19 protein-coding genes and 1 pseudogene are annotated in these 19,042 nt (G+C 71.9%); 10 read left to right on the top strand and 10 right to left on the bottom strand.

All coding sequences use genetic code 11. The features are described from left to right. Window positions 1-153: 153 nt before the first annotated feature. The 3 genes from lon (at window position 154) to OG715_RS26565 (ending at window position 4,541) form a co-directional block, all read left to right on the top strand. Entirely contained in the window at window positions 154-2,625 is a 2,472-nt protein-coding gene (gene lon / locus OG715_RS26555; RefSeq protein WP_266271433.1) for an endopeptidase La, read from the top strand. A gap of 88 nt (window positions 2,626-2,713) precedes the next feature. Beyond that, window positions 2,714-3,199 carry a GtrA family protein gene (locus OG715_RS26560; RefSeq protein WP_266271434.1) on the top strand — a complete coding sequence of 162 codons (486 nt, stop codon included), beginning with the start codon at window positions 2,714-2,716 and terminating at the stop codon, window positions 3,197-3,199. A gap of 127 nt (window positions 3,200-3,326) precedes the next feature. After that, window positions 3,327-4,541, top strand: a complete 1,215-nt coding sequence (locus OG715_RS26565) for an ROK family transcriptional regulator (protein WP_266271435.1) — start codon at window positions 3,327-3,329, stop codon at window positions 4,539-4,541. Between the two features lie 64 nt (window positions 4,542-4,605). Here OG715_RS26565 and OG715_RS26570 read toward each other — a convergent pair whose 3' ends face one another. Next, window positions 4,606-5,703 (bottom strand): ABC transporter permease, encoded by a 1,098-nt coding sequence (locus OG715_RS26570; RefSeq protein ID WP_266271436.1) that lies wholly within the window; start codon window positions 5,701-5,703, stop codon window positions 4,606-4,608. 111 nt (window positions 5,704-5,814) lie between these two features. Here OG715_RS26570 and OG715_RS26575 point away from each other — a divergent pair, with 111 nt between their 5' ends. Both OG715_RS26575 and OG715_RS26580 read left to right on the top strand, forming a co-directional pair. Next, window positions 5,815-6,288, top strand: a complete 474-nt coding sequence (locus OG715_RS26575; RefSeq protein WP_266271437.1) for a MarR family winged helix-turn-helix transcriptional regulator — start codon at window positions 5,815-5,817, stop codon at window positions 6,286-6,288. A 128-nt stretch (window positions 6,289-6,416) separates the two neighbouring features. Beyond that, a complete protein-coding gene (locus OG715_RS26580) occupies window positions 6,417-7,970 on the top strand; it encodes an MDR family MFS transporter (RefSeq protein WP_266271438.1) in 1,554 nt (517 codons plus the stop codon). 276 nt (window positions 7,971-8,246) lie between these two features. Here OG715_RS26580 and OG715_RS26585 read toward each other — a convergent pair whose 3' ends face one another. Beyond that, window positions 8,247-8,501 carry a hypothetical protein gene (locus tag OG715_RS26585; protein WP_030392835.1) on the bottom strand — a complete coding sequence of 85 codons (255 nt, stop codon included), beginning with the start codon at window positions 8,499-8,501 and terminating at the stop codon, window positions 8,247-8,249. A 29-nt stretch (window positions 8,502-8,530) separates the two neighbouring features. Further along, window positions 8,531-9,715, bottom strand: a complete 1,185-nt coding sequence (locus OG715_RS26590) for an inorganic phosphate transporter (protein ID WP_266271439.1) — start codon at window positions 9,713-9,715, stop codon at window positions 8,531-8,533. Window positions 9,716-10,127: 412 nt separating this feature from the next. Here OG715_RS26590 and OG715_RS26595 point away from each other — a divergent pair, with 412 nt between their 5' ends. Beyond that, on the top strand, window positions 10,128-11,789 hold the full coding sequence (locus tag OG715_RS26595) for a C40 family peptidase (protein ID WP_266271441.1): 1,662 nt from the start codon (window positions 10,128-10,130) through the stop codon (window positions 11,787-11,789). A 391-nt stretch (window positions 11,790-12,180) separates the two neighbouring features. On the opposite strand, the gene OG715_RS26600 is transcribed toward OG715_RS26595, so the two are convergent. Genes OG715_RS26600 through OG715_RS26610 form a run of 3 tightly spaced genes read right to left on the bottom strand, consistent with a single transcriptional unit; the run spans window position 12,181 to window position 12,994 of the window. Beyond that, on the bottom strand, window positions 12,181-12,402 hold the full coding sequence (locus OG715_RS26600) for a hypothetical protein (protein ID WP_266271442.1): 222 nt from the start codon (window positions 12,400-12,402) through the stop codon (window positions 12,181-12,183). Next, window positions 12,399-12,632, bottom strand: a complete 234-nt coding sequence (locus OG715_RS26605) for a hypothetical protein (RefSeq protein ID WP_266271443.1) — start codon at window positions 12,630-12,632, stop codon at window positions 12,399-12,401. The genes OG715_RS26600 and OG715_RS26605 overlap by 4 nt, the downstream gene beginning before the upstream one ends. After that, on the bottom strand, window positions 12,629-12,994 hold the full coding sequence (locus tag OG715_RS26610) for an ATP-binding protein (protein WP_266271444.1): 366 nt from the start codon (window positions 12,992-12,994) through the stop codon (window positions 12,629-12,631). The genes OG715_RS26605 and OG715_RS26610 overlap by 4 nt, the downstream gene beginning before the upstream one ends. A gap of 321 nt (window positions 12,995-13,315) precedes the next feature. Between OG715_RS26610 and OG715_RS26615 the strand changes: the two genes are divergently transcribed. The 3 genes and pseudogenes from OG715_RS26615 to OG715_RS26625 form a co-directional block, all read left to right on the top strand. Next, complete coding sequence (locus tag OG715_RS26615) at window positions 13,316-14,179, top strand: helix-turn-helix domain-containing protein (protein WP_266271446.1); 864 nt, start codon at window positions 13,316-13,318, stop codon at window positions 14,177-14,179. Then, window positions 14,172-14,363, top strand: a complete 192-nt coding sequence (locus OG715_RS26620) for a DUF397 domain-containing protein (RefSeq protein ID WP_266271447.1) — start codon at window positions 14,172-14,174, stop codon at window positions 14,361-14,363. The genes OG715_RS26615 and OG715_RS26620 overlap by 8 nt, the downstream gene beginning before the upstream one ends. Window positions 14,364-14,529: 166 nt before the next feature. After that, window positions 14,530-14,724, top strand: a pseudogene (locus OG715_RS26625) (hypothetical protein); the annotation flags it as partial. Here the strand turns inward: OG715_RS26625 and OG715_RS26630 are convergent. Beyond that, the gene (locus OG715_RS26630; RefSeq protein WP_266271448.1) at window positions 14,696-15,265 is read right to left on the bottom strand and encodes an SMI1/KNR4 family protein; all 570 of its coding nucleotides are present in this window, start codon (window positions 15,263-15,265) and stop codon (window positions 14,696-14,698) included. The pseudogene OG715_RS26625 and the gene OG715_RS26630 sit on opposite strands and share 29 nt — an antisense overlap. A gap of 202 nt (window positions 15,266-15,467) precedes the next feature. On the opposite strand from OG715_RS26630, the gene OG715_RS26635 reads away from it, so the two are divergent. After that, entirely contained in the window at window positions 15,468-15,752 is a 285-nt protein-coding gene (locus OG715_RS26635; RefSeq protein WP_266271449.1) for a DUF397 domain-containing protein, read from the top strand. On the opposite strand, the gene OG715_RS26640 is transcribed toward OG715_RS26635, so the two are convergent. Genes OG715_RS26640 through OG715_RS26650 form a run of 3 tightly spaced genes read right to left on the bottom strand, consistent with a single transcriptional unit; the run spans window position 15,686 to window position 19,010 of the window. Next, window positions 15,686-16,084, bottom strand: a complete 399-nt coding sequence (locus tag OG715_RS26640) for a hypothetical protein (protein ID WP_266271450.1) — start codon at window positions 16,082-16,084, stop codon at window positions 15,686-15,688. The two genes, OG715_RS26635 and OG715_RS26640, sit on opposite strands and share 67 nt — an antisense overlap. Before the next feature lie 18 nt (window positions 16,085-16,102). Continuing rightward, the gene (locus tag OG715_RS26645) at window positions 16,103-16,732 is read right to left on the bottom strand and encodes a CatB-related O-acetyltransferase (protein WP_266271451.1); all 630 of its coding nucleotides are present in this window, start codon (window positions 16,730-16,732) and stop codon (window positions 16,103-16,105) included. Continuing rightward, a complete protein-coding gene (locus OG715_RS26650; RefSeq protein WP_266271452.1) occupies window positions 16,725-19,010 on the bottom strand; it encodes an FdhF/YdeP family oxidoreductase in 2,286 nt (761 codons plus the stop codon). Before OG715_RS26650 ends, OG715_RS26645 begins: the two co-directional genes overlap by 8 nt. Window positions 19,011-19,042 lie beyond the last annotated feature (32 nt).

Here is a 19,042-nt window from a genome sequence, read left to right on the forward strand (position 1 = left end):
CTTCCCGGTCCGCCCGCCGGGCCTTTTTGACGGCCCCGCGCCGACCCGCGTCGACCCCGTTCCGTTCGCTCACGGCGAACAGACGGCGGGGAACATCCGGCGGCCGCCAAGCCTTAGTCAGGTCGGCTCAAGTTCACTGACTGGGGAGAGATCATGGCATCGACGTCCACACCGCTCACCCTGCCCGTGCTGCCGCTCGACGACGAGGTCGTCCTGCCGGGCATGGTCGTCCCGCTGGACCTGAAGGACGCCGAGGTCCGCGCCGCCGTCGAGGCCGCGCGCGCCGCGGCCACCGGCGGTGCCGGGAAGCCCCAGGTACTGCTGGTCCCGAGGGTGGACGGCTCCTACGCGGCGGCCGGCACCCTCGCCACCGTCGAGCAGGTCGGCCGGCTGGCGGACGGCGACCCGGCGGCGCTGGTCCGCGCGGTGCGCCGGGTGCGGATCGGCGTCGGCACCACCGGGCCCGGCGCCGCGCTCTGGGTGGAGACCACGCCGTTCCGCGAGTCCTCCGTGGGCACCCCGGTGGCCGGCCGGGCCGCCGAGCTGGTCAAGGAGTACAAGTCGCTCTCCACCCAGTGGCTGCGTCGCCGCGGCGCCTGGCAGATCGTCGACCGGGTGGCCGCGATCGAGGGCGTCGGCGAGCTCGCCGACAACATCGGCTACGCGCCCTTCGCCACCGCCGAGCAGAAGCTCAAGGTGCTGCTGGAGGCCGACCAGGTCGCGCGACTGGAGTACGCGCTCGGCCTGCTCCGCGACCACCTCGCCGAGGAGGAGGTCAACGACACCATCCGCAAGGACGTCGAGGAGGGCGTCGCCAAGCAGCAGAAGGAGTTCCTGCTCCGCCGCCAGCTGGAGGCCGTCCGCAAGGAGCTGGCCGAGCTGAACGGCGACCCGGCCGACGAGGAGGACGACTACCGCACCCGGGTCGAGGCCGCCGACCTCCCGGAGAAGGTCCGCGAGGCCGCCCTCAAGGAGGTCGACAAGCTGGAGCGGGCCAGCGACCAGTCGCCCGAGGGCTCCTGGATCCGCACCTGGCTGGACACCGTGCTGGAGCTGCCCTGGAACGAGCGGACCGAGGACAGCTACGACATCGCCGGCGCCCGCGCGGTGCTCGACGCCGACCACGCCGGCCTGGCCGACGTCAAGGACCGCATCGTCGAGTACCTGGCCGTCCGCAAGCGCCGGGCCGAGCAGGCCGCCGCGGGGCAGGGGCTCGCGGCGCAGCCGGACGGACCGGGCGAGCAGGACGGACCGGGCGAGGTCGCGCCCCCGAAGGGCGGCGGACGACGGGCGGGCGGCGCGGTGCTCGCGCTGGTCGGCCCGCCCGGCGTCGGCAAGACCTCGCTCGGCGAGTCGGTGGCCCGCGCCATGGGCCGCACCTTCGTCCGGGTCTCGCTCGGCGGCGTCCGGGACGAGGCCGAGATCCGCGGCCACCGGCGCACCTACGTCGGCGCGCTGCCCGGCCGGCTGGTCCGGGCGCTCAAGGAGGCCGGTTCGATGAACCCGGTCGTCCTGCTCGACGAGATCGACAAGGTCGGCTCCGACTACCGGGGCGACCCGGCCGCCGCCCTGCTGGAGGTGCTCGACCCGGCGCAGAACCACACCTTCCGGGACCACTACCTGGAGGTCGAGCTGGACCTCTCCGACGTGGTCTTCCTCGCCACCGCCAATGTGCTGGAGTCCATCCCCGAGCCGCTGCTCGACCGGATGGAGCTGGTCCGCCTGGACGGCTACACCGAGGACGAGAAGGTCGTCATCGCCCGCGACCACCTGCTCCCGCGCCAGCTGGAGCGGGCCGGTCTCAAGGACGAGGAGGTCGCGGTCGACGAGCCGGCGCTGCGGAAGCTGGCGGGCGAGTACACCCGCGAGGCCGGCGTCCGGAACCTCGAACGGGCGATCGCCCGGGTGCTGCGCAAGGTCGCCGCGCAGACCGAGCTGGGGGAGCGCGAGCTGCCCGCCGCGATCGGCGCGGAGCAGCTGCGGGCCCTGATCGGCCGGCCGCACCACGTGCCGGAGGCGGCCCAGGAGCCCGCCGAGCGCCGCACCGCGGTGCCCGGGGTGGCCACCGGCCTTGCGGTCACCGGGGCCGGCGGCGACGTCCTCTTCATCGAGGCCTCGCTCGCCGACGCCGAGACCGGCGGCACCGGGCTGACCCTGACCGGCCAGCTGGGCGACGTCATGAAGGAGTCCGCGCACATCGCGCTCTCCTACCTGCGCTCGCGCGGGGCCGAGCTGGAGCTGCCGGTCACCTCGCTGCGGGACCGGGGAGTGCACCTGCACATCCCGGCCGGCGCCGTCCCCAAGGACGGTCCGAGCGCCGGCATCACCATGACCACCGCGCTGGCCTCGCTGCTCTCCGGGCGCAAGGTGCGCGCCGACGTGGCGATGACCGGTGAGGTGTCGCTGACCGGGCGGGTGCTGCCGATCGGCGGGGTGAAGCAGAAGCTGCTCGCCGCCGACCGGGCCGGGGTCACCACGGTGATCATCCCCCGGCGGAACGAGGCCGACCTGGACGACGTCCCGGCCGAGGTGCTGGCGCGGCTCACCGTGCACCCGGTGGCCGACGTCCGGGAGGTGCTGCGGCTGGCCCTGGAGCCGGCCGAGGTGCTGGCCGCCGTCGCCTGACCCGGCCCGTCCGGTCACTTCTGCGGCCCCGCACGGAGCCCGGTTCGCCGGACGGGACGGGCTCCGTGCGCCGTGCCAGACTGCGAAGATGCCGTCCCTCACCCAGCGCGTCCTGGTCCGGGTACCGGGCCGGGTGCGACCGGCCCTGGTCCGGCACCGGCGGCTGGTGAAGTTCCTGCTGGTCGGCAGCGGCTGCTTCGCGCTGACGGTGCTGATCAACTACGCACTGCGGTTCACCGTCATGCCGAGCAAGCCGGTGCTGGCGCTCACCGTGGCGACCGTGGTCGGCACCGTCCTCTCCTACCTGCTCAACCGGCGGTGGTCCTTCCGCTCCTGCTGGCGCCGGCGCGAACCACTGCTGTTCGTCCTGGTGAGCGCCGTCGCCGTGGCGGTGAACGACCTGCCGCTGATCGCCTCGCGCTACCTGCTGAACCTGCGCGAGCCCTGGGTCAGCCCGTTCACCCAGGAGCTGGCCGACTTCCTGAGCGGGATGGTGCTGGGCACCTTCGTGGCGATGCTGTTCCGCTTCTGGGCCATGCAGCGCTGGGTCTTCACCCGGGTGGAGCAGACCTGAGCCCGGGGCGGGCCGGAGCACCCCGGGGCGGCCCGGGGCGGTTCGGCCTAGGCTCGGAAGGGCTCCCGGGCACCGGAAGCGCCCGGTTCGTCAGGGCAGGGAGCCTCGGCCGGAGCGGGTGAGGATGATGCGTGAGACGGATGGCGCCCCGACCGGGCCCGCGAGCCAGCAGGGGATGCGCCGGGCCAATCTGGCGCTGGTGCTCGGCGCGATCGCCCGCGCCCCGCGCTCGCGCGCCGAGGTGGCCGCCGGGACCGGACTGACCAGGGCCGCGGTCTCCTCGCTCGCCGAGGAGCTGATCGGGGCCGGACTGGTGGTCGAGGAGGGACCGGCCGCGCCCAGCGGCAAGGTCGGCCGCCCCGGCACCGCGCTCGGGCTCAACCCGGACGGCCCCGGCGGCCTCGGCGCCGAGATCGGGGTGGAGCATTTGGGCGCCTGCGTGGTCGACCTGCGCGGCGAGGTCCGCTCCTGGCAGCGCCAGGAGATCCGCAACCGGGGCCGGCGCCCCGCCGCCGTCATGGCCGACCTCGCCGAACTGGTCCGCCGGGCCGCCGCCGAGGCCGGACCGCGTCCGGCCGGGCTCGCCCTGGCCGTGCCCGGACTGGTCGGGATCGACGGAGCCCTGCTCCAGCGGGCCGCCAACCTGGGCTGGGAGGAGGTGCCGCTCGCCGCCGAGCTGCGGCTCGCGCTGCGCGCCGCCGGCGCCGGGGAGCTGGCCGAGCTGCCGCTGCGGGCCGACAACGAGGCCAACCTCGGCGGGCTCGCCGAACGCTGGCTCGGCGGTGGACCGGCCGACTTCCTGCACGTCTCCGCCGAGGCCGGGATCGGCTCGGCGATCGTGGTCGAGGGTCGCCTGCTGCGCGGCTCGCGCGGCTTCGCGGGCGAGCTGGGGCACGTCCCGGTGCGACCGGACGGCCCGCGCTGCGCCTGCGGGGCGCACGGGTGTCTGGAGCAGTACGCGGGGGAGGCTGCGGTGCTGCGCGCGGCCGGGCTGGAGGGCATCCGGGGCGACTGGGTGGCGCTGCTCGCCGAGCGGGCCGAGGCCGGGGACGAGGAGGTGCGGCGGGCGCTCGCCGGGGCCGGGGCCGCGCTGGGGATCGCCTCGGCGGGCGCGGTCAACCTGCTGGACCCGGCGGAGGTGGTGCTGGGCGGCGGCTACGCGCAGCTGGCGCCCTGGCTGCTGCCCGCGATGCGGGCCGAGCTGGCCGCCCGGGTGACCGTCCGGCCCTGGGCGGACGAGCGGCTGACGGTCTCCCGGCTGGGCCGCCGCGGCCCCCTGCTGGGAGCCGCGGCGGGTGTGGTGCGGTCGGTGCTCGCCGATCCGGGCCGGCTGGAGGCCTGAGGGCCTGACGGGCCTGACGGCCCGGAGCCCGGCGGCGGCGCGCACCGGGGCGGTCGGCCCTCGATCAGCCCTCGATCAGCTCGCGGCTGCGGTGCGAGGGCCGGCGCAGCACGGCGGCGAAGGTCACCGCGATCCCGGCCAGGGCCCAGGCCAGCAGGACGAGCAGCGGCCGGGTCAGCGCGGTGCCGTCGAAGTAGGCGATGGAGCGGGTCGCGTCGGTGCCCGCGCCGTTCGGGAACCAGGCCCCGATCGCCCGCCAGAACGGCGGCATCAGCGGCGGCGGGAAGACGCCGCCCGCGCTGGGGTTGCCGAGCACCACGAAGAGCAGCACCGCGACGCCGATGCCGATGATGTCGAACAGGCACTGCAGGGCCATGGTGAACGCGCCCACCGCGAAGACCACCAGCGCGCCGACGGCCGACATCGACCAGAACGGCCCGGGCAGCGCGTCCAGCACCGTCTGGACGATGATCGCGCCGCCGATGCCGGCCGCGACCGAGTAGACCGCCAGCGTGCCGAGGCGGATCAGTGCCCGGTCGGTGTTGGCGGGCTTGGCCCCGGCACTGACGCCGAGGATGGAGGCGACCAGGTAGCCGCCGACGCACCAGCCGATCACCAGGTAGAAGGAGGAGAGGCCGTTGGCGTCGCCCTTGGCGAGCGGCACCACGTCCTCGACCTTCACGGTGCGGCCCTGGGTCTTCTCCAGGCCGGTGACGATGCTCTCGGCGGCCCGGGCGGCCGACGGGCCGCGCGCGTTGGCGACCAGCAGCACGTCCTCGGTGGAGGCCGGGTTCACCACCAGCGCGGCGTAGACCTTCTGGTCCTTGATCTGCTCGGTGGCGGTCTCCGCGTCCGGCGCGGTGACGGCCTTCACGGCCTGGTCCGGGACCGACTCCAGGCCCTGGACGAACTTCGGGGCGACCTGCGGCGGGGCGACCACCGCGATCGACAGCTCGTGCGGGGCGGGGTGGTGCAGGGCACCCACGTACGAGGTGACGAAGCCGAGCTGGAGCAGCAGCACGCCGATGACCAGCATCGCGGCGCGCGGGGTGACCGCGCCCTTCAGCTCGGCGACGAAGCCCTTCCGCGGCTCCGGCGCCGATGCCCGCGCGGGTTCCTGCGTCGGTTCCTGGCCTGCCTGTTGCCCGGGGGCGGAGGTCATGCACATCTCCTTGTGTATCGGGGGAAACCGGATACTTAATAGCATGAACTAGTTTCCTCTGTGTTTCTCCCGCGCCGCAGCGGCCCGGGCCGGCTGCGGGATACTGGCGCGGTGAAGGTGCCGAACGAGGAGCACGACGAGCAACCCCTGCTGGCCGTGGAGCGCGAGGTCGGGGTGCTGTTCCGGCGCGGCCGGGCCCGGGTGGCGGAGCTGTCCCGGCGGGTCCATCCGCAGCTGGAGGGCATGGCGTACAGCCTGCTGGGCCATGTCGAGCAGGCCGGGCCGGTGCGGGTGACCGACGTCGGCGTGCACTTCGCGGTCGGCAAGGCGACCATCAGCCGGCAGATCCGGGCGCTGGAGGAGCTGGGCCTGCTGGCCCGGGAGGCGGATCCGCTGGACCGGCGTTCGGCGCTGGTGTCGCTCACCGAGGACGGCCGGCGGCGGTTCCTCGCGGCCCGGGACGCGCGGATGGACCGGGTGCGGGAGCTGATGGCCGGCTGGTCGGAGGAGGACGTGGTGCGCTTCGCCGAGCTGCTGCACCGCTTCAACGACGTGGTGGGCGAGGCGGCCGTGCCGAGCGCCTGAACGTCCGAGTGGTCTGCCGGGAGCCCGGGCCGTGGGTCGGTCCGGGCTTTACTTGTTCTTGAAGAATGTTGCCCAAGTCAACCATCTCGGCCTATGGTTGCGTCAGGCAACTATCCCGAAGGACCTTGATGACCGCCACCGCCACCCCGACTGCCTCGACCGGAGCCGCCGCCGCCACCGACCAACCGATGACGCACCGGCAGGTGATGGAGGCGCTCTCCGGCCTGCTGCTCGGCCTCTTCGTCGCCGTGCTCTCGTCGACCGTCGTCTCCAACGCGCTTCCCCGGATCCTCACCGATCTGCACGGCGGACAGTCCGCCTACACCTGGGTGATCACCGCGACCCTGCTCACCCTCACCGCCTCCACCCCGATCTGGGGCAAGCTCTCCGACCTCGCCAGCAAGAAGCTGCTGCTGCAGATCGCGCTGGTCATCTACATCGCCTCCTCGGCCCTGGCCGGCTTCTCCCAGAACACCGGCCAGCTGATCGCCTGCCGCGCCCTCCAGGGCATCGGCGCCGGCGGCGTCACCGCGCTCGCCCAGATCTGCCTGGCCGCGATGGTCCCGCCGCGCGAGCGCGGCCGGTACAGCGGCTACTTCGGCGCCGTCTTCGCCCTCGCCACCATCGGCGGCCCGCTGATCGGCGGCGTCATCGTGGACACCTCCTGGCTCGGCTGGCGCTGGTGCTTCTACGTCGGCATCCCGTTCGCGCTGGCCGCCATCCTGGTGCTGCAGCGGACCCTGAAGCTGCCCGTGGTCCGGCGCAAGGTGCGGATCGACTACCTGGGCGCGCTGGTGATCACGGGTGCGGTCAGCCTGCTGATGATCTGGATCACCCTGGCCGGCAAGAACTACGCCTGGCTCTCCTGGCAGACCGCGGCCATGGTCGGCGGCGGACTGCTGCTCGGCGCCCTCGCCGTCGTGGTCGAGCGCCGCGCCGCCGAGCCGATCATCCCGCCGCACCTGTTCCGGCACCGGACGGTCACCCTGTCCGCGCTGGCCAGCGTCCTGGTCGGGATCGGGATGTACGGCGCCACCACGTTCCTCAGCCAGTACTTCCAGCTCGCCCGGGACAAGTCGCCGACGGTGGCCGGCCTGATGACCCTGCCGATGATCCTCGGCCTGGCCGTCTCGTCCACCGTGGCCGGACGGCTGATCACCAAGTACGGCAAGTGGAAGGCCTACCTGGTCGCCGGCACCGCGCTGCTCGCCGTCGGCTTCGCCCTGCTCGGCACCGCCCGGGCCGACACGGCCTACGGCCTGCTCTCGGTCTACATGGCGATCACCGGCGTCGGCCTCGGCCTCACCATGCAGAACCTCGTCCTCGCCGTGCAGAACACCGTGCCGCGCGCCGAGCTCGGCGCGGCCAGCTCGGTGGTCACCTTCTTCCGCACCATGGGCGGCGCGATGGGCGTCTCCGCGCTCGGCGCGCTGATGAACAACCGGGTCGGCCACTACCTCGCCGAGAACCTGGCCGCCGCGCACGTCCCGGCCTCCGGCGGCGCGCTCGGCGGCGGCATCCCGGACCTGCACAAGCTGCCCGCGCCGCTGGTGCCGCTGGTCACCGACGCCTTCGGGCACGGGGTCGGGGTGGTGTTCCTGGTCGCGGCGCCGTTCGCGCTGCTGGCCTTCGTCACGGTGCTGTTCATCCGGGAGACGGTGCTGCGGACCGCTCAGGACTGATTCGCCCGGGGCCGGTCCGCCGGGGGCTCCGTTCGACCGGACGCCCGCCCGCTTGCCGGGCGGGCGTCCGGCGTTGGATGCCCTGTGCGGGTCGTGCGGTGCCCGGGTCGTGCGCGGCTTCGGGCGTTCGGGCGTTCGGGCGTCCGGGTCGGGAACGGGAACGGAGGGCCGGGACGGGTCCGGCGGATGTCGGCCGGGGGGACGGGTACGGAGAACGGCCGGAGGGCCGGGAGTGGTGGTCCACTCCCGGCCCTCCGGCCGTTCGGTGCTGTGCGGCTACTTGCCCGCGATCAGCGACAGCCCGTACAGGACGGCCGCGCCGCAGACGGCGAAGCAGGTGTAGGCGCCGGCCAGGGCCAGTCGGCCGCCGTTCGCCGGGGCGCCCGGTCCGGCCGCCTCGCGCTGCGCGGTGAGCGAGGCCTCGCGGCGGGACAGGGCCAGGATGCCGAGGGCGAAGACGGCGACGACGGCGACGGTGATGCCGAAGCTGACACCTGCGGTCTGGGCCAGGGCGTTCCACTTGATGTGCATGGTGTTTCGAGCTCCTCAGCCGGCGGCGGTCAGGCCGCGACCGTGGTCGAGGCGGGGGTCGGGGTGGCGGACGCGGCCGGGCCGACCTCGACCGGGGTGACGTCGGTGACGTCGTCGGCGGTGACGTTGTCCGCCCCGACCGGCTGGCGGCGGGAGATGACCCACATCGCGCCCGAGCCGGCCACGAGGGCGACGCCGACCAGCGCCACGCCCCAGTTGCCCTGCTCGGCGAGGAAGGCCGCGAGTCCGCCCACGGTGGCGGCGGCGGGCAGGGTCAGGCCCCAGGTGTAGACCATGCGGCGGACCAGGCCCCAGCGCAGCTCGGCCTTCGGGCCGCCGAGGCCGGCGCCCATGATGCCGCCGGAGCAGACCTGGGTGGTGGAGAGGCCGAAGCCCATGTGCGAGGAGGTCAGGATGACCGTCGCGGCGGCCGACTCGGAGGCGAAGCCCTGGCGCGGGGTGATGTCCGCGAGGCCCTTGCCCATCGAGCGGATGATCCGCCAGCCGCCCATGTAGGTGCCGACCGCGATCGCGGCGCCGGCCGAGACGATGACCCAGGTGGGGGGCAGCGCGCCCTTCGGCAGGGCGCCGACCGAGACCAGGGTCAGGGTGATGATGCCCATCGTCTTCTGGGCGTCGTTGGTGCCGTGCGCCAGCGAGATCAGCGAGGAGGAGAAGATCTGGCCGGTGCGGAAGCCCTTGCCGACGGTCTCGCCGTTGCTCTTGCGGGTGATCGCGAAGGCGAGCTTGGTGGCGCCCCAGGCGGCCAGGCCGGCCACCAGCGGGGAGGCGACGGCCGGGATGAGGATCTTGCTGACGACGGTGTCGAAGTTGACACCGTTGGCGCCGACGCCGACCACGGTGGCGCCGATCAGGCCGCCGTAGAGCGCGTGCGAGGAACTCGACGGCAGACCGCGCAGCCAGGTCAGCAGGTTCCAGAGGATCGCGCCGGCCAGTGCGGCGAAGATGATCTCCGGATGGATGCCGGCCTTCTCGTTGACGATGCCGCCCGAGATGGTGGTGGCGACCTTCACGGAGAGGAACGCACCCGCGAAGTTGAGGACGGCCGCGATGGTGACCGCGACCTTCGGCCTGAGGGCTCCCGTGGCGATGGAGGTGGCCATCGCGTTGGCGGTGTCGTGGAACCCGTTGGTGAAGTCGAAGGCGAGCGCCGTGATGATCACAACGGCCACCAGGAACGAGATGTGTTCCATACCCAAACAATCGTCGTAGTTGTCGCACAGACGTCGGCGTTGTTCGCGACGGTAGGGATCCCGGATGAACGGAAGGTGAACAGGCATCGGAATCGTGGTTCCGATGGTGACTTGGGGGTGTCCGGGACCTTTCCAGGGGGTGCTGGCCACCGCGCTGAGCTGGACATTAGTGGAGATCTGCCCGGTTCGCCCCCTTTTGCTGAGAGCTGTCTCACAGCGCGGTGAAAAATTCATCGAGCCGTACGGGTGCGGTCTGTTTCCGGTGAGTAACCCATGGCAGGATCGGCGGAGGTCCGGGGACCCCGGAGCGTGGGCTTAGGGGAGGACAGGACCTATGGGCGGCGGGGTACGACGAGCGGAACCGACGGGCGGACGAGCGGCGGGCAACCGCGGCGGCGGACGGCCGGCCTGGGTGCGGGCCGCACTGCGCTGCGGGGCCGTGCTCGCGGCCGCCGCGCTCGCGCTGCCGCTGGCCGCCGGCGCGGCCTGGGCCGACCCGGCCCGGCCCACCCCCGGCGCCACCGCGCCCGGCGCGCCCGTGACCGACCCCGGCGGTGACCCGCTCGCCGCCGCCAAGGCCACCCTCGGCCCGCTGCTGGAGCAGCTGCAGACGCTCTACCAGGGTGCCGAGGCCGCCACCGAGCAGTACAACGCGGCCGTCGCCAAGGTCACCGAGCAGCAGGCCTCGCTCACCGAGCTCAAGACCAAGCTGGACCGCCAGGAGAAGCAGGTCGACGCCGGTACCGACATCGCCGCCCAGCTCGCCGCCGCCCAGTACCGCAACGGCTCCGCCTCCGCCTACGCCGAGCTGCTGCTCTCCAAGGACCCGTACGAGGCCGTCACCATCGCCGAGCTGCTCGCCACCGCCAGCCGCTCGCAGAACGAGTTCCTCGCCAAGCTGACCTCCGACCGCGACGCGCTGGGCGTGCTGCGGAAGCAGAACGAGGAGGCGCTCGGCACCTCGCAGACCCTGGTCACCCAGCAGGACGCCGCCAAGGCCAAGGTCGCCGCCGACCTCGCCGCCGTCGAGCAGCTGGTCTCCTCGCTCACCGGGGCGCAGCGTTCCGAACTGGAGCAGGTCGAGAAGGCGAAGGCCGACGAGGCCCAGCTCGCCCTGCTCGCCTCCGGGGTGCTCGGCCAGGGCGAGCGCACGCCGTCGCTTGCCGGGCGGGCCGCCGTCGCCTTCGCGCTCGCCCAGCTGGGCAAGCCGTACGTGTGGGGCGGCGCCGGGCCGGACGTCTTCGACTGCTCCGGGCTCACCTCGCAGGCGTGGCTGCACGCCGGCAAGCCGATCCCGCGCACCAGCCAGGAGCAGTGGGCGCAGCTCCAGCACATCCCGCTGAACCAGATGCGGCCCGGCGACCTCGTCATCTACTTCGAGGGCGCCACGCACGTCGCGATGTACATCGGCGGCGGGCTGGTCGTGCACGCGCCGAGGCCGGGTTCGTACGTCAAGGTCGGGCCGATCGGGGCCAACCCGGTCCTCGGCGCCGTCCGGCCGGACCCGAGCGGTGCCGCCGACGAGGCGGGCGGCTCCTGGAAGGTGCCGGACCTGCCGGCCGGCTGGGACGCGGTCACCCCGATCGCGTCCAGCCCGTTGAACCAGCCGCCGGTGCCCGAGGGCACCGTGGTGCCGCCGGTCGTGCCCGCCCTCCCGGGTACGCCGACCGCGCCGGTCACCACCCCGGGCACGCCGGTGACTCCGGGCACGCCCGACCCGACCAACCCGGGTACTTCGACGGGGACGCCGACCGGCACCCCGACGGGGACGCCGACCGGGGTCCCGACCGACCCGGGCACCGGCACGCCGACGACCGCGCCGACCGGCACGCCCACGGGTACCCCGACCGGCACGCCGACTGGCACGCCGACCGGCACCCCGACGGGGACGCCCACGGGAACGCCGACCGGCACCCCGACCGGGACGCCCACCGAGACGCCGACGGGCACCCCGACCTCGACCCCGACCGGCACCGGCTCGCCCACCGCCTCGGGTTCTGCGGCGGCCACCGCCTCCGGCACCGCTTCGGCCTCCGGAACCGCGTCGGGCATCCTCCCGCCCAACCAGCACTGACCCCAGCACGGACCACGGCGGAGGCCGGGCTTCGAGACCCTCTCGAAGCCCGGCCTCCGCCGTTGTCCGGGGGCAGCCGTTCCGACCTCGGCCAGCCGCTCGCCGACGCCGTTCGTCCTGGTGATGAGCAGGCGGAGCAGGAAGTCGGCGGGGCTGACTTCCTGTTTCTGGGGCACGCCGTGAGAGCCGTTTCCGGTGGCTCCTTGCTCCACGCAAGGAGCCACCGGGACCGAACCGTGCCACCGGGGGAGTGGGAAGTCGGCGCGGCCGACTTCCCACTCCTGGGGCTTCTTGGGCGGCTCCCTTGCTGCTCGCACGGGAGCCACCGGAACTGGGCGGTGCTGTTGGTGGGGTGGGAAGTCGGTGGGGCCGACTTCCCACTCCGGGGTGGTTACTGGGGTATGCGGGTGTGGGGTTGCTGGTCGGTCTGGTGGGCGGTCCAGGTGTGTTCGGTGGTGCCGTCGGGGAGGGTGTGGGGTTCCCAGTGGCCGTGGCGGGTGATCGGGGGTGGGGGCGGGCCGATCTTGAGGGCGGTGAGGACGCCGGTGATCACGGTGGTGATGGCGAGGGCGAGGAGGACGGCGAAGGCGGCGCCGACGAGGAAGCGGCTCACCCCGGGGCCGCTTCGCGGAGCAGGGTGAGGAGGTTGAGGAGGGTGGAGACGGGGGCGTCGCCGAAGTCGACGAGGAGGCGGCCGTCGATGGTGGGCTCCGCCACGGTGATGGAGCCCCAGCGGAGGCCGAGGGGTCTGCCGCGTTCGTGGAGTTCGCGGAGGAGTGCGGTGACCTCGGGTTCGGTGTAGGTGCGCAGGTAGGGGTCGTGGGGATCGACGGGGGCGTTCACGCGGCGAAGTCCAGTTCGAACCAGACGACCTTGCCGGTCTTGGTGGGGTCGACACCGAGGCGGTGGGTGAGGGCGCGCACGAGGTGGAGGCCGCGCCCGGACACCGCGTAGGGGTCGGCGGAGATGCGGGGTTCGGGGAGGTCGGGGCAGTCGTCGCAGACCGCGACGCGCAGCGTGGTCGGCCGGAGGCAGACCAGGACGGCAGGGGCGGGGCAGCGGCCGTGCTGCCAGGCATTGACGAACAGTTCCTGGAAGGCGAGTTCGGCGTCGGCGATGGCGTCCGGCCGCCAGCCGGCGGTGTGGAGGACGGAGCGGAGTTCGGCCCGGACGGCGGAGCAGTCGGGCGGGTTGCAGGCACGCATGGCGAACCTCCAAGGGGAGGGGCAGGGAGGGAGGAAACGTCGACGGATGCGCCACCGTGAACGAGGCCGAGTCCGGACCCGGCTGCTCTGCGGTGCAAAAGGGCAGCATGCGCCTACTGCCCGGATGAACAGGCGTTACTGACGATCCGTCGGATCGCTGTGACATTGACCATAGCGCACTGGCTCTTAAAGTTAATCCCGGTGTCGGAAGTTCCCTCTCAAGTGGGATGATCCACAGCGCAGGGCTGCCGGGCGGCACCCCAGTGGCTCTCGTCGCGGACCGCACGGCACACTTGCGGGGGACCCGCCTGAGAGGACGTCATGGCTCTTCGTCAGAAGCCGACCCTTCGCCAACGCCGCCTTGGTGCTGAGCTTCGGAGGATGAGAGAGGCATCGGGCCTCGGCGGTAGTCAACTCGCACGCCTGCTCGGGGTGACCCCGGCCTTGGTAACTCAGATGGAGAACGGGAAGTCGGCCGTCAGTGCGGAGCGGCTTCGAGAGATCGCAGCCGCCAGCATGTGCGCTAATGAGTCCCTGGTCAGTGCGCTCGCCGACATGATCAGCCAGCCGGACGCCGGCTGGTGGGAGGCGTACGGCGACGGCCTGCCGACTGATCTGCTGGACGTGGCTGCGATCGAGGGGCACGCCCGGAGGATCTCCACCTACTCGATCACTTTTCTTCCTGGACTGCTCCAAACATCGGCGTACGCGGCATCGGTTTTCGCTCGTGCTGTTCCGCCGCTGCCGTCGGCCGATGTCGAGCGCAGGATGGCTTTTCGGTTGCAGCGGCAGAAGGCCGTTCGAGCGGGCGGGACGCCCTATGTGGCGTTCATCCACGAGGCTGCATTGCGTATGCAGTTCAGTGGGCCAAAGGTGCTTGCGGACCAGCTCGAAGCCCTCATTAGTGGTTCGGAGGGTCCAGGAGTCTCCATCCGGGTCGTGCCGTTCAATGTCGAAGCACTACCGGGGCCGAGCGAAAACTTCGTCTATACCGAGGGTCCGGTCCCCGAGCTGGATACCGTGCAGATCGACATCAGTTTCGGTTGTCCGCTCTTCGATACCCCTTCCGACCTGTCGAACTATCGTGAGGTGCTTGTCAGCGTGGCTGCGGTAGCTCTGTCGGAGGCGGAGTCGCGAGACTTCATCCGTTCCGTCAAGAGTGAGGTAGAGCGCAAGCATGGGTAGCCCCATATGGCAGAAGTCCAGCTACTCGGGTTCGAGTAACGCGTGTGTCGAGGTTCGCGTGGTGGACGGACTGGTCGAACTACGTGAGTCTGATGATCCTGGAGCGGTCCTCGGTGCAGATCCCGCGGCCTTCGCCAGCCTGCTCAAATCGATCAAGGCTGGAGTATTTGACCGGCACTTGTGATCTCGCTGGCCCCTCGCTCGGGCCGAGCGAGGGGCCGCAGGATCCGGGTCACTGAGGTCTTTCGGAGTGGCCACTGATCGGGTGACGGGCCAGCGTCCCGTTGGACACGAGGCTCCCGTGCCGTTGAGAGACGAGCTCGACGTCCCAATTCATCAGCGCAGGTGGCGTCAACCGAGCCTTGTCAACGGAACGAGCACCGGTCGAACGAAGCATCGCGCGACTCGAGTCCTGGCAGGTCCTCCGCCGGGCCCGCTGCAGCCCCGACCGGATGACCGTCATCGCCGCAGCCGTCCTCACGCCTGGCAATGGCCGTCATCCAGTTGAGGACCGTCTCACGACCAGACAAGCCGGCCTTCGGTGAACCGACAGACCGGGGAGCTTCCATCAGCGATCCTCGTCAGCGTCTCCGCCACGGAGTCGAAGTACTGGGCCATCGACTCGTACTCGCCCGTGACCGTGATCTCACCCACGAACCAGCTGCCGACGCGGCCGTCCCGCACATCGATGAACTTTCCCCTCCAGCCGTCCTGGTCGGACAGGAACGGGATCCACTCGTTACGCCAGAACGGATAGTCCGGCTGGTCCGGAGGGTCGAATCCACAGGACGTCGAGCGGTTCGCGTAAAGCCTCTCCATCGCCCGGACACCCAGAAAGAAGCTTCCCTCGTCGGGGAACCCGTCGAAGCCGCAGCACATCACGTCGTCGTCGACGTCCTCCACCGGCAGATCCGGATTGTTCTGCAACAGCCACGTCCGCAGGTCCACATGCAGGGAGATCCCCATCCGCTCTTCGGCTGCCGCGAGCATCTGCTCCGTAGCGGGCCCCGGCAGATCCGCGTGATCGGCCGGCGCGTGCTCCCGAAGAAGACTCATCAAACGCGACCAGCTCTCAGCCACACCCATCGCCCTCTGCCCTCTCTGCAGGGATGTCCCCGTCCGACTACGCCACTGCGGAGGTTGAGAAGTACCGGCCGGAGAACCTTGCAGGGATGGTACTTCGAGCGCGTGTTCCATTCCTCCTCCGCGATCGTCCGCCCAGCCGAGGCAAAGCTGGAGCAGGAAGGCGGCCGGGCCGACTTCCTGTCGAGCGAGGTGCCGCCAGGAGATGATCGGGAAGTCCGGGGCTGTCGGCTGTGGCCAGGGGTACTGGCATCACGGACGGAAAGGGGAAGGCGTGAACAGCTCCGGCTGGCAGAAGTCCAGTTTCAGCGCGGCGAACAACGAGTGCGTGGAGGTCCGTGTTTGCGGCGAGGTGGTGGAACTCCGGGAGTCCGACGAGCCCGGAACGATCCTCGGCCGAGTTCGGTCGCGCTCGTTGTCGGCTCAGCAGTACGTCTCGATGAATAGCAGGACGCGGCCGTCCTCCCCAACAAACTCGTACGCCTCATGAATCGGCAGTTCATCAGCGTCGAAGCGGGCCCGCGCTTCTGCCCAGGCCGCCGGGCGCTCGGCCTCCGTCAGGAAACGCGGAAGCCACCGTTCGACCCGCTCCTCGTAGTAGGTGCCCATCGTCATCACGTCCGCATCGACCGCGAGCCGCTTGGCCCGGCGGGGATCGATCGGGCCGCGGGCGAGCTGCCAGTAGCAGCCGTCGGCATCGGTGAAGCCGCGAGCGGCCACGGGCATTTGGACGTACGAGCTCCGGGGCTCCGTCTCCACCGGTGACGGCAGGGCCGCCAACTCCTCGGCGAAGGTCGTGACGTGCTTCTGCTTCTTCGACACCCGGGCAGACTGCCAGAACTACTCCGGAGCCGCCGCCTCCAGCTCCTCCACCGTCCCGGACATGATCGTCCGCACATGGGCGGTGATGTGCTCAGCAGGCCAGTCCCACCAGGCCACAGCCACCAGGCGGGCGACGTCTGCCTCCTCGTACCGGCGGCGGATCACCCGGGCCGGGTTGCCGCCGACGACCGCGTAGTCCGGGACGTCCGCCGTGACCACCGAGCCCGTCGCCACGATCGCACCGTGGCCGATGCGGACGCCGGGCATCACCGTCACGCCGTTGCCGAACCAGACATCGTTCCCCACCACCGTGTCGCCCCGGTTCGGGAGGTCCGTGAGCAGGTCGAAGTGCGCGGCCCAGGCGCCGCCCATGATCGGGAACGGGAAGGTCGACGGGCCGTCCGTCCGGTGGTTGGCGCCGTTCATGATGAAGCGGACGCCGGTGCCCAGGGCGCAGTACCTGCCGATGACCAGCCGCTCCGGGCCGTAGTGGTACAGCACGTTCCGCGTCTCGAACGCCGTCGGGTCGTCCGGGTCGTCGTAGTAGGTGAACTCGCCGACCTCGATCAGCGGCGACGTCACCAGCGGCCGGAGCAGCACCACACGGGGCTGCTCCGGCATCGGGTGGAGCACCGAGGGATCAGGCATCGGCGCCGCTGTCGGCCTCGAAGCGGATGACCACGGCCTTCGACGTCGGGGTGTTGCTGACGTCCGCCGTGGAGTCCAGCGGCACCAGCACGTTCGTCTCCGGGTAGTACGCGGCCGCGCCGCCCCTCGCCACCGGGTAGTGGACGACGCGGAAGTGCGGGGCGCGGCGCTCCACGCCGTCCTTCCACTCGCTCACCAGGTCCACGTACTGGCCGTCGGACAGGCCGAACTCCTCCGCGTCCGCCGGGTTGACGAGCACCACCCGGCGCCCGCCCGTGATCCCCCGGTAGCGGTCGTCGAGGCCGTAGATGGTGGTGTTGTACTGGTCGTGCGAGCGCAGCGTCTGCAGCAGCAGCCGGCCCTCCGGCACCTCGGGGGCGGTGAGCGGGTTGACCGTGAAGTTGGCCTTGCCGGTCGCCGTGGGGAAGGTGCGGGTGTCGCGCGGGCCGTGCGGGAGGGTGAAGCCGCCCGGGCGGCGGACCTTGTCGTTGAAGTCCTGGAAGCCGGGGACGACCCGGGCGATCCGGTCGCGCAGGGTGTCGTAGTCGTCCGCGAAGTCCTCCCACGGCACGGAGTCCTGCGGGCCGAGGGCGGCGCGGGCGAGGCGGCAGACGATGGCGACCTCGGAGAGCAGGCCCGGGGCGGGCGGGCGCAGGCCGCCGCGCGAGGAGTGGACCTGGCCCATGGAGTCCTCGACGCTGACGAACTGGGCGCCGCGCGCGGTGACGTCCCGGTCGGTGCGGCCGAGGGTGGGCAGGATCAGCGCGCGGGCGCCGGTGATCACGTGCGAGCGGTTGAGCTTGGTGGAGACGTGCACGGTCAGCCGGCAGCGGCGCATCGCCGCCTCGGTGACCTCGGTGTCCGGGGTGGCGGCGACGAAGTTGCCGCCCATCGCGAAGAAGACGCCGATCCGGCCGTCCCGCATGGCCCGGATGGTGTCGACCGAGTCGAAGCCGTGCTCGCGCGGCGGCTCGAAGGAGAACTCGCGGCCGAGGGCGTCCAGGAAGGCCGCGGAGGGCCGTTCGAAGATGCCCATCGTCCGGTCGCCCTGGACGTTGCTGTGGCCGCGCACCGGGCAGACGCCCGCGCCGGGACGGCCCACGTTGCCGCGCAGCAGCAGGAAGTTGACCACCTCGCGGATGGTCGGCACGGAGTGCTTGTGCTGGGTGAGGCCCATCGCCCAGCAGACGATGACCTTCTCCGAGGCGAGGACCATCCGGCCCAGCTCCTCGATCTGCTCCCACGGCAGGCCGGTGGCGGCGAGCACCTCCTCGCGCGAGGTGGTCCGGGCCTCGGCGGCGAACTCCTCGAAGCCGTGGCCGTGCTCGGCGACGAAGGCGTGGTCGACGGCGTCCTTCTCCAGGATCAGCTGGTTCAGGGCGCGGAACAGGGCGAGGTCGCCGCCGAGCCGGATCTGCAGGAAGAGGTCGGTCAGCTTGGTGCCGTGGCCGACCAGGCCGCGGGCCTGCTGCGGGTTCTTGAACCGCTCCAGCCCGGCCTCGGGCAGCGGGTTGACGCTGACGATGGTGGCGCCGGCGCGCTTGGCCCGCTCCAGGGCGGAGAGCATCCGGGGGTGGTTGGTGCCCGGGTTCTGGCCCGCGACGATGATCAGATCGGCCTGGTAGAGGTCCTTGAGGCTGACGCTGCCCTTGCCGACGCCGAGCGTCTCGGTCAGCGCCGAGCCGGAGGACTCGTGGCACATGTTGGAGCAGTCCGGCAGGTTGTTGGTGCCGAGCCGGCGGGCGAACAGCTGGTAGGCGAACGCGGCCTCGTTGCTGGTCCGGCCCGAGGTGTAGAACGCGGCGCCGTCCGGGGTGTCCAGGGCCCGCAGCTCCTCGGCGATCATCGCGAAGGCGTCGTCCCAGGAGATCGGGGTGTAGTGGGTGGCGCCCTCGTCGAGGAGCATCGGCGCCGTGAGCCGGCCCTGCTGGCCGAGCCAGTAGCCGGAGCGCTCGGCGAGTTCGGCGACCGGGTGCGCGGCGAAGAACTCGGCGCGGATCCGGCGCTCGGTGGCCTCCTCGGCGACGGCCTTGGCGCCGTTCTCGCAGAACTCGGCGGTGTGGGTCTTCCCCGGCTCGGGCCAGGCGCAGCCGGGGCAGTCGAAGCCGTCGGGCTGGTTGACCTTGAGCAGGGTGCTGAGCGTGCGGCGGACACCCATCTGCTCGGCGGCCATCCGCAGGCTGTGGCCGACCGCGGGCAGCCCGGCGGCCGCGTGCTGGGGCGCGGACACCTGGGGGGCGTCCTGTGCCGGATCGCTCTGCGGGGCCTGCTTGGCCATGACTGCGCTCCTTGTTGTGCGTGCGGCCAACG

It is taken from the genome of Kitasatospora purpeofusca (genome assembly GCF_036010405.1).
GTDB classification, from domain to species: domain Bacteria; phylum Actinomycetota; class Actinomycetes; order Streptomycetales; family Streptomycetaceae; genus Kitasatospora; species Kitasatospora purpeofusca.

What these genes read in the sequence shown, in the direction of transcription:
- lon (WP_266271433.1), top strand. Translation starts at nt 154, where the DNA reads ATGGCATCGACGTCCACACCGCTCACCCTGCCCGTGCTGCCGCTCGAC.
- OG715_RS26560 (WP_266271434.1), top strand. Translation starts at nt 2,714, where the DNA reads ATGCCGTCCCTCACCCAGCGCGTCCTGGTCCGGGTACCGGGCCGGGTG.
- OG715_RS26565 (WP_266271435.1), top strand. Translation starts at nt 3,327, where the DNA reads ATGCGTGAGACGGATGGCGCCCCGACCGGGCCCGCGAGCCAGCAGGGG.
- OG715_RS26570 (WP_266271436.1), bottom strand. Translation starts at nt 5,703, where the DNA reads ATGACCTCCGCCCCCGGGCAACAGGCAGGCCAGGAACCGACGCAGGAA.
- OG715_RS26580 (WP_266271438.1), top strand. Translation starts at nt 6,417, where the DNA reads ATGACCGCCACCGCCACCCCGACTGCCTCGACCGGAGCCGCCGCCGCC.
- OG715_RS26585 (WP_030392835.1), bottom strand. Translation starts at nt 8,501, where the DNA reads ATGCACATCAAGTGGAACGCCCTGGCCCAGACCGCAGGTGTCAGCTTC.
- OG715_RS26590 (WP_266271439.1), bottom strand. Translation starts at nt 9,715, where the DNA reads ATGGAACACATCTCGTTCCTGGTGGCCGTTGTGATCATCACGGCGCTC.
- OG715_RS26610 (WP_266271444.1), bottom strand. Translation starts at nt 12,994, where the DNA reads ATGCGTGCCTGCAACCCGCCCGACTGCTCCGCCGTCCGGGCCGAACTC.
- OG715_RS26615 (WP_266271446.1), top strand. Translation starts at nt 13,316, where the DNA reads ATGGCTCTTCGTCAGAAGCCGACCCTTCGCCAACGCCGCCTTGGTGCT.
- OG715_RS26620 (WP_266271447.1), top strand. Translation starts at nt 14,172, where the DNA reads ATGGGTAGCCCCATATGGCAGAAGTCCAGCTACTCGGGTTCGAGTAAC.
- OG715_RS26630 (WP_266271448.1), bottom strand. Translation starts at nt 15,265, where the DNA reads ATGGGTGTGGCTGAGAGCTGGTCGCGTTTGATGAGTCTTCTTCGGGAG.
- OG715_RS26635 (WP_266271449.1), top strand. Translation starts at nt 15,468, where the DNA reads ATGATCGGGAAGTCCGGGGCTGTCGGCTGTGGCCAGGGGTACTGGCAT.
- OG715_RS26645 (WP_266271451.1), bottom strand. Translation starts at nt 16,732, where the DNA reads ATGCCTGATCCCTCGGTGCTCCACCCGATGCCGGAGCAGCCCCGTGTG.
- OG715_RS26650 (WP_266271452.1), bottom strand. Translation starts at nt 19,010, where the DNA reads ATGGCCAAGCAGGCCCCGCAGAGCGATCCGGCACAGGACGCCCCCCAG.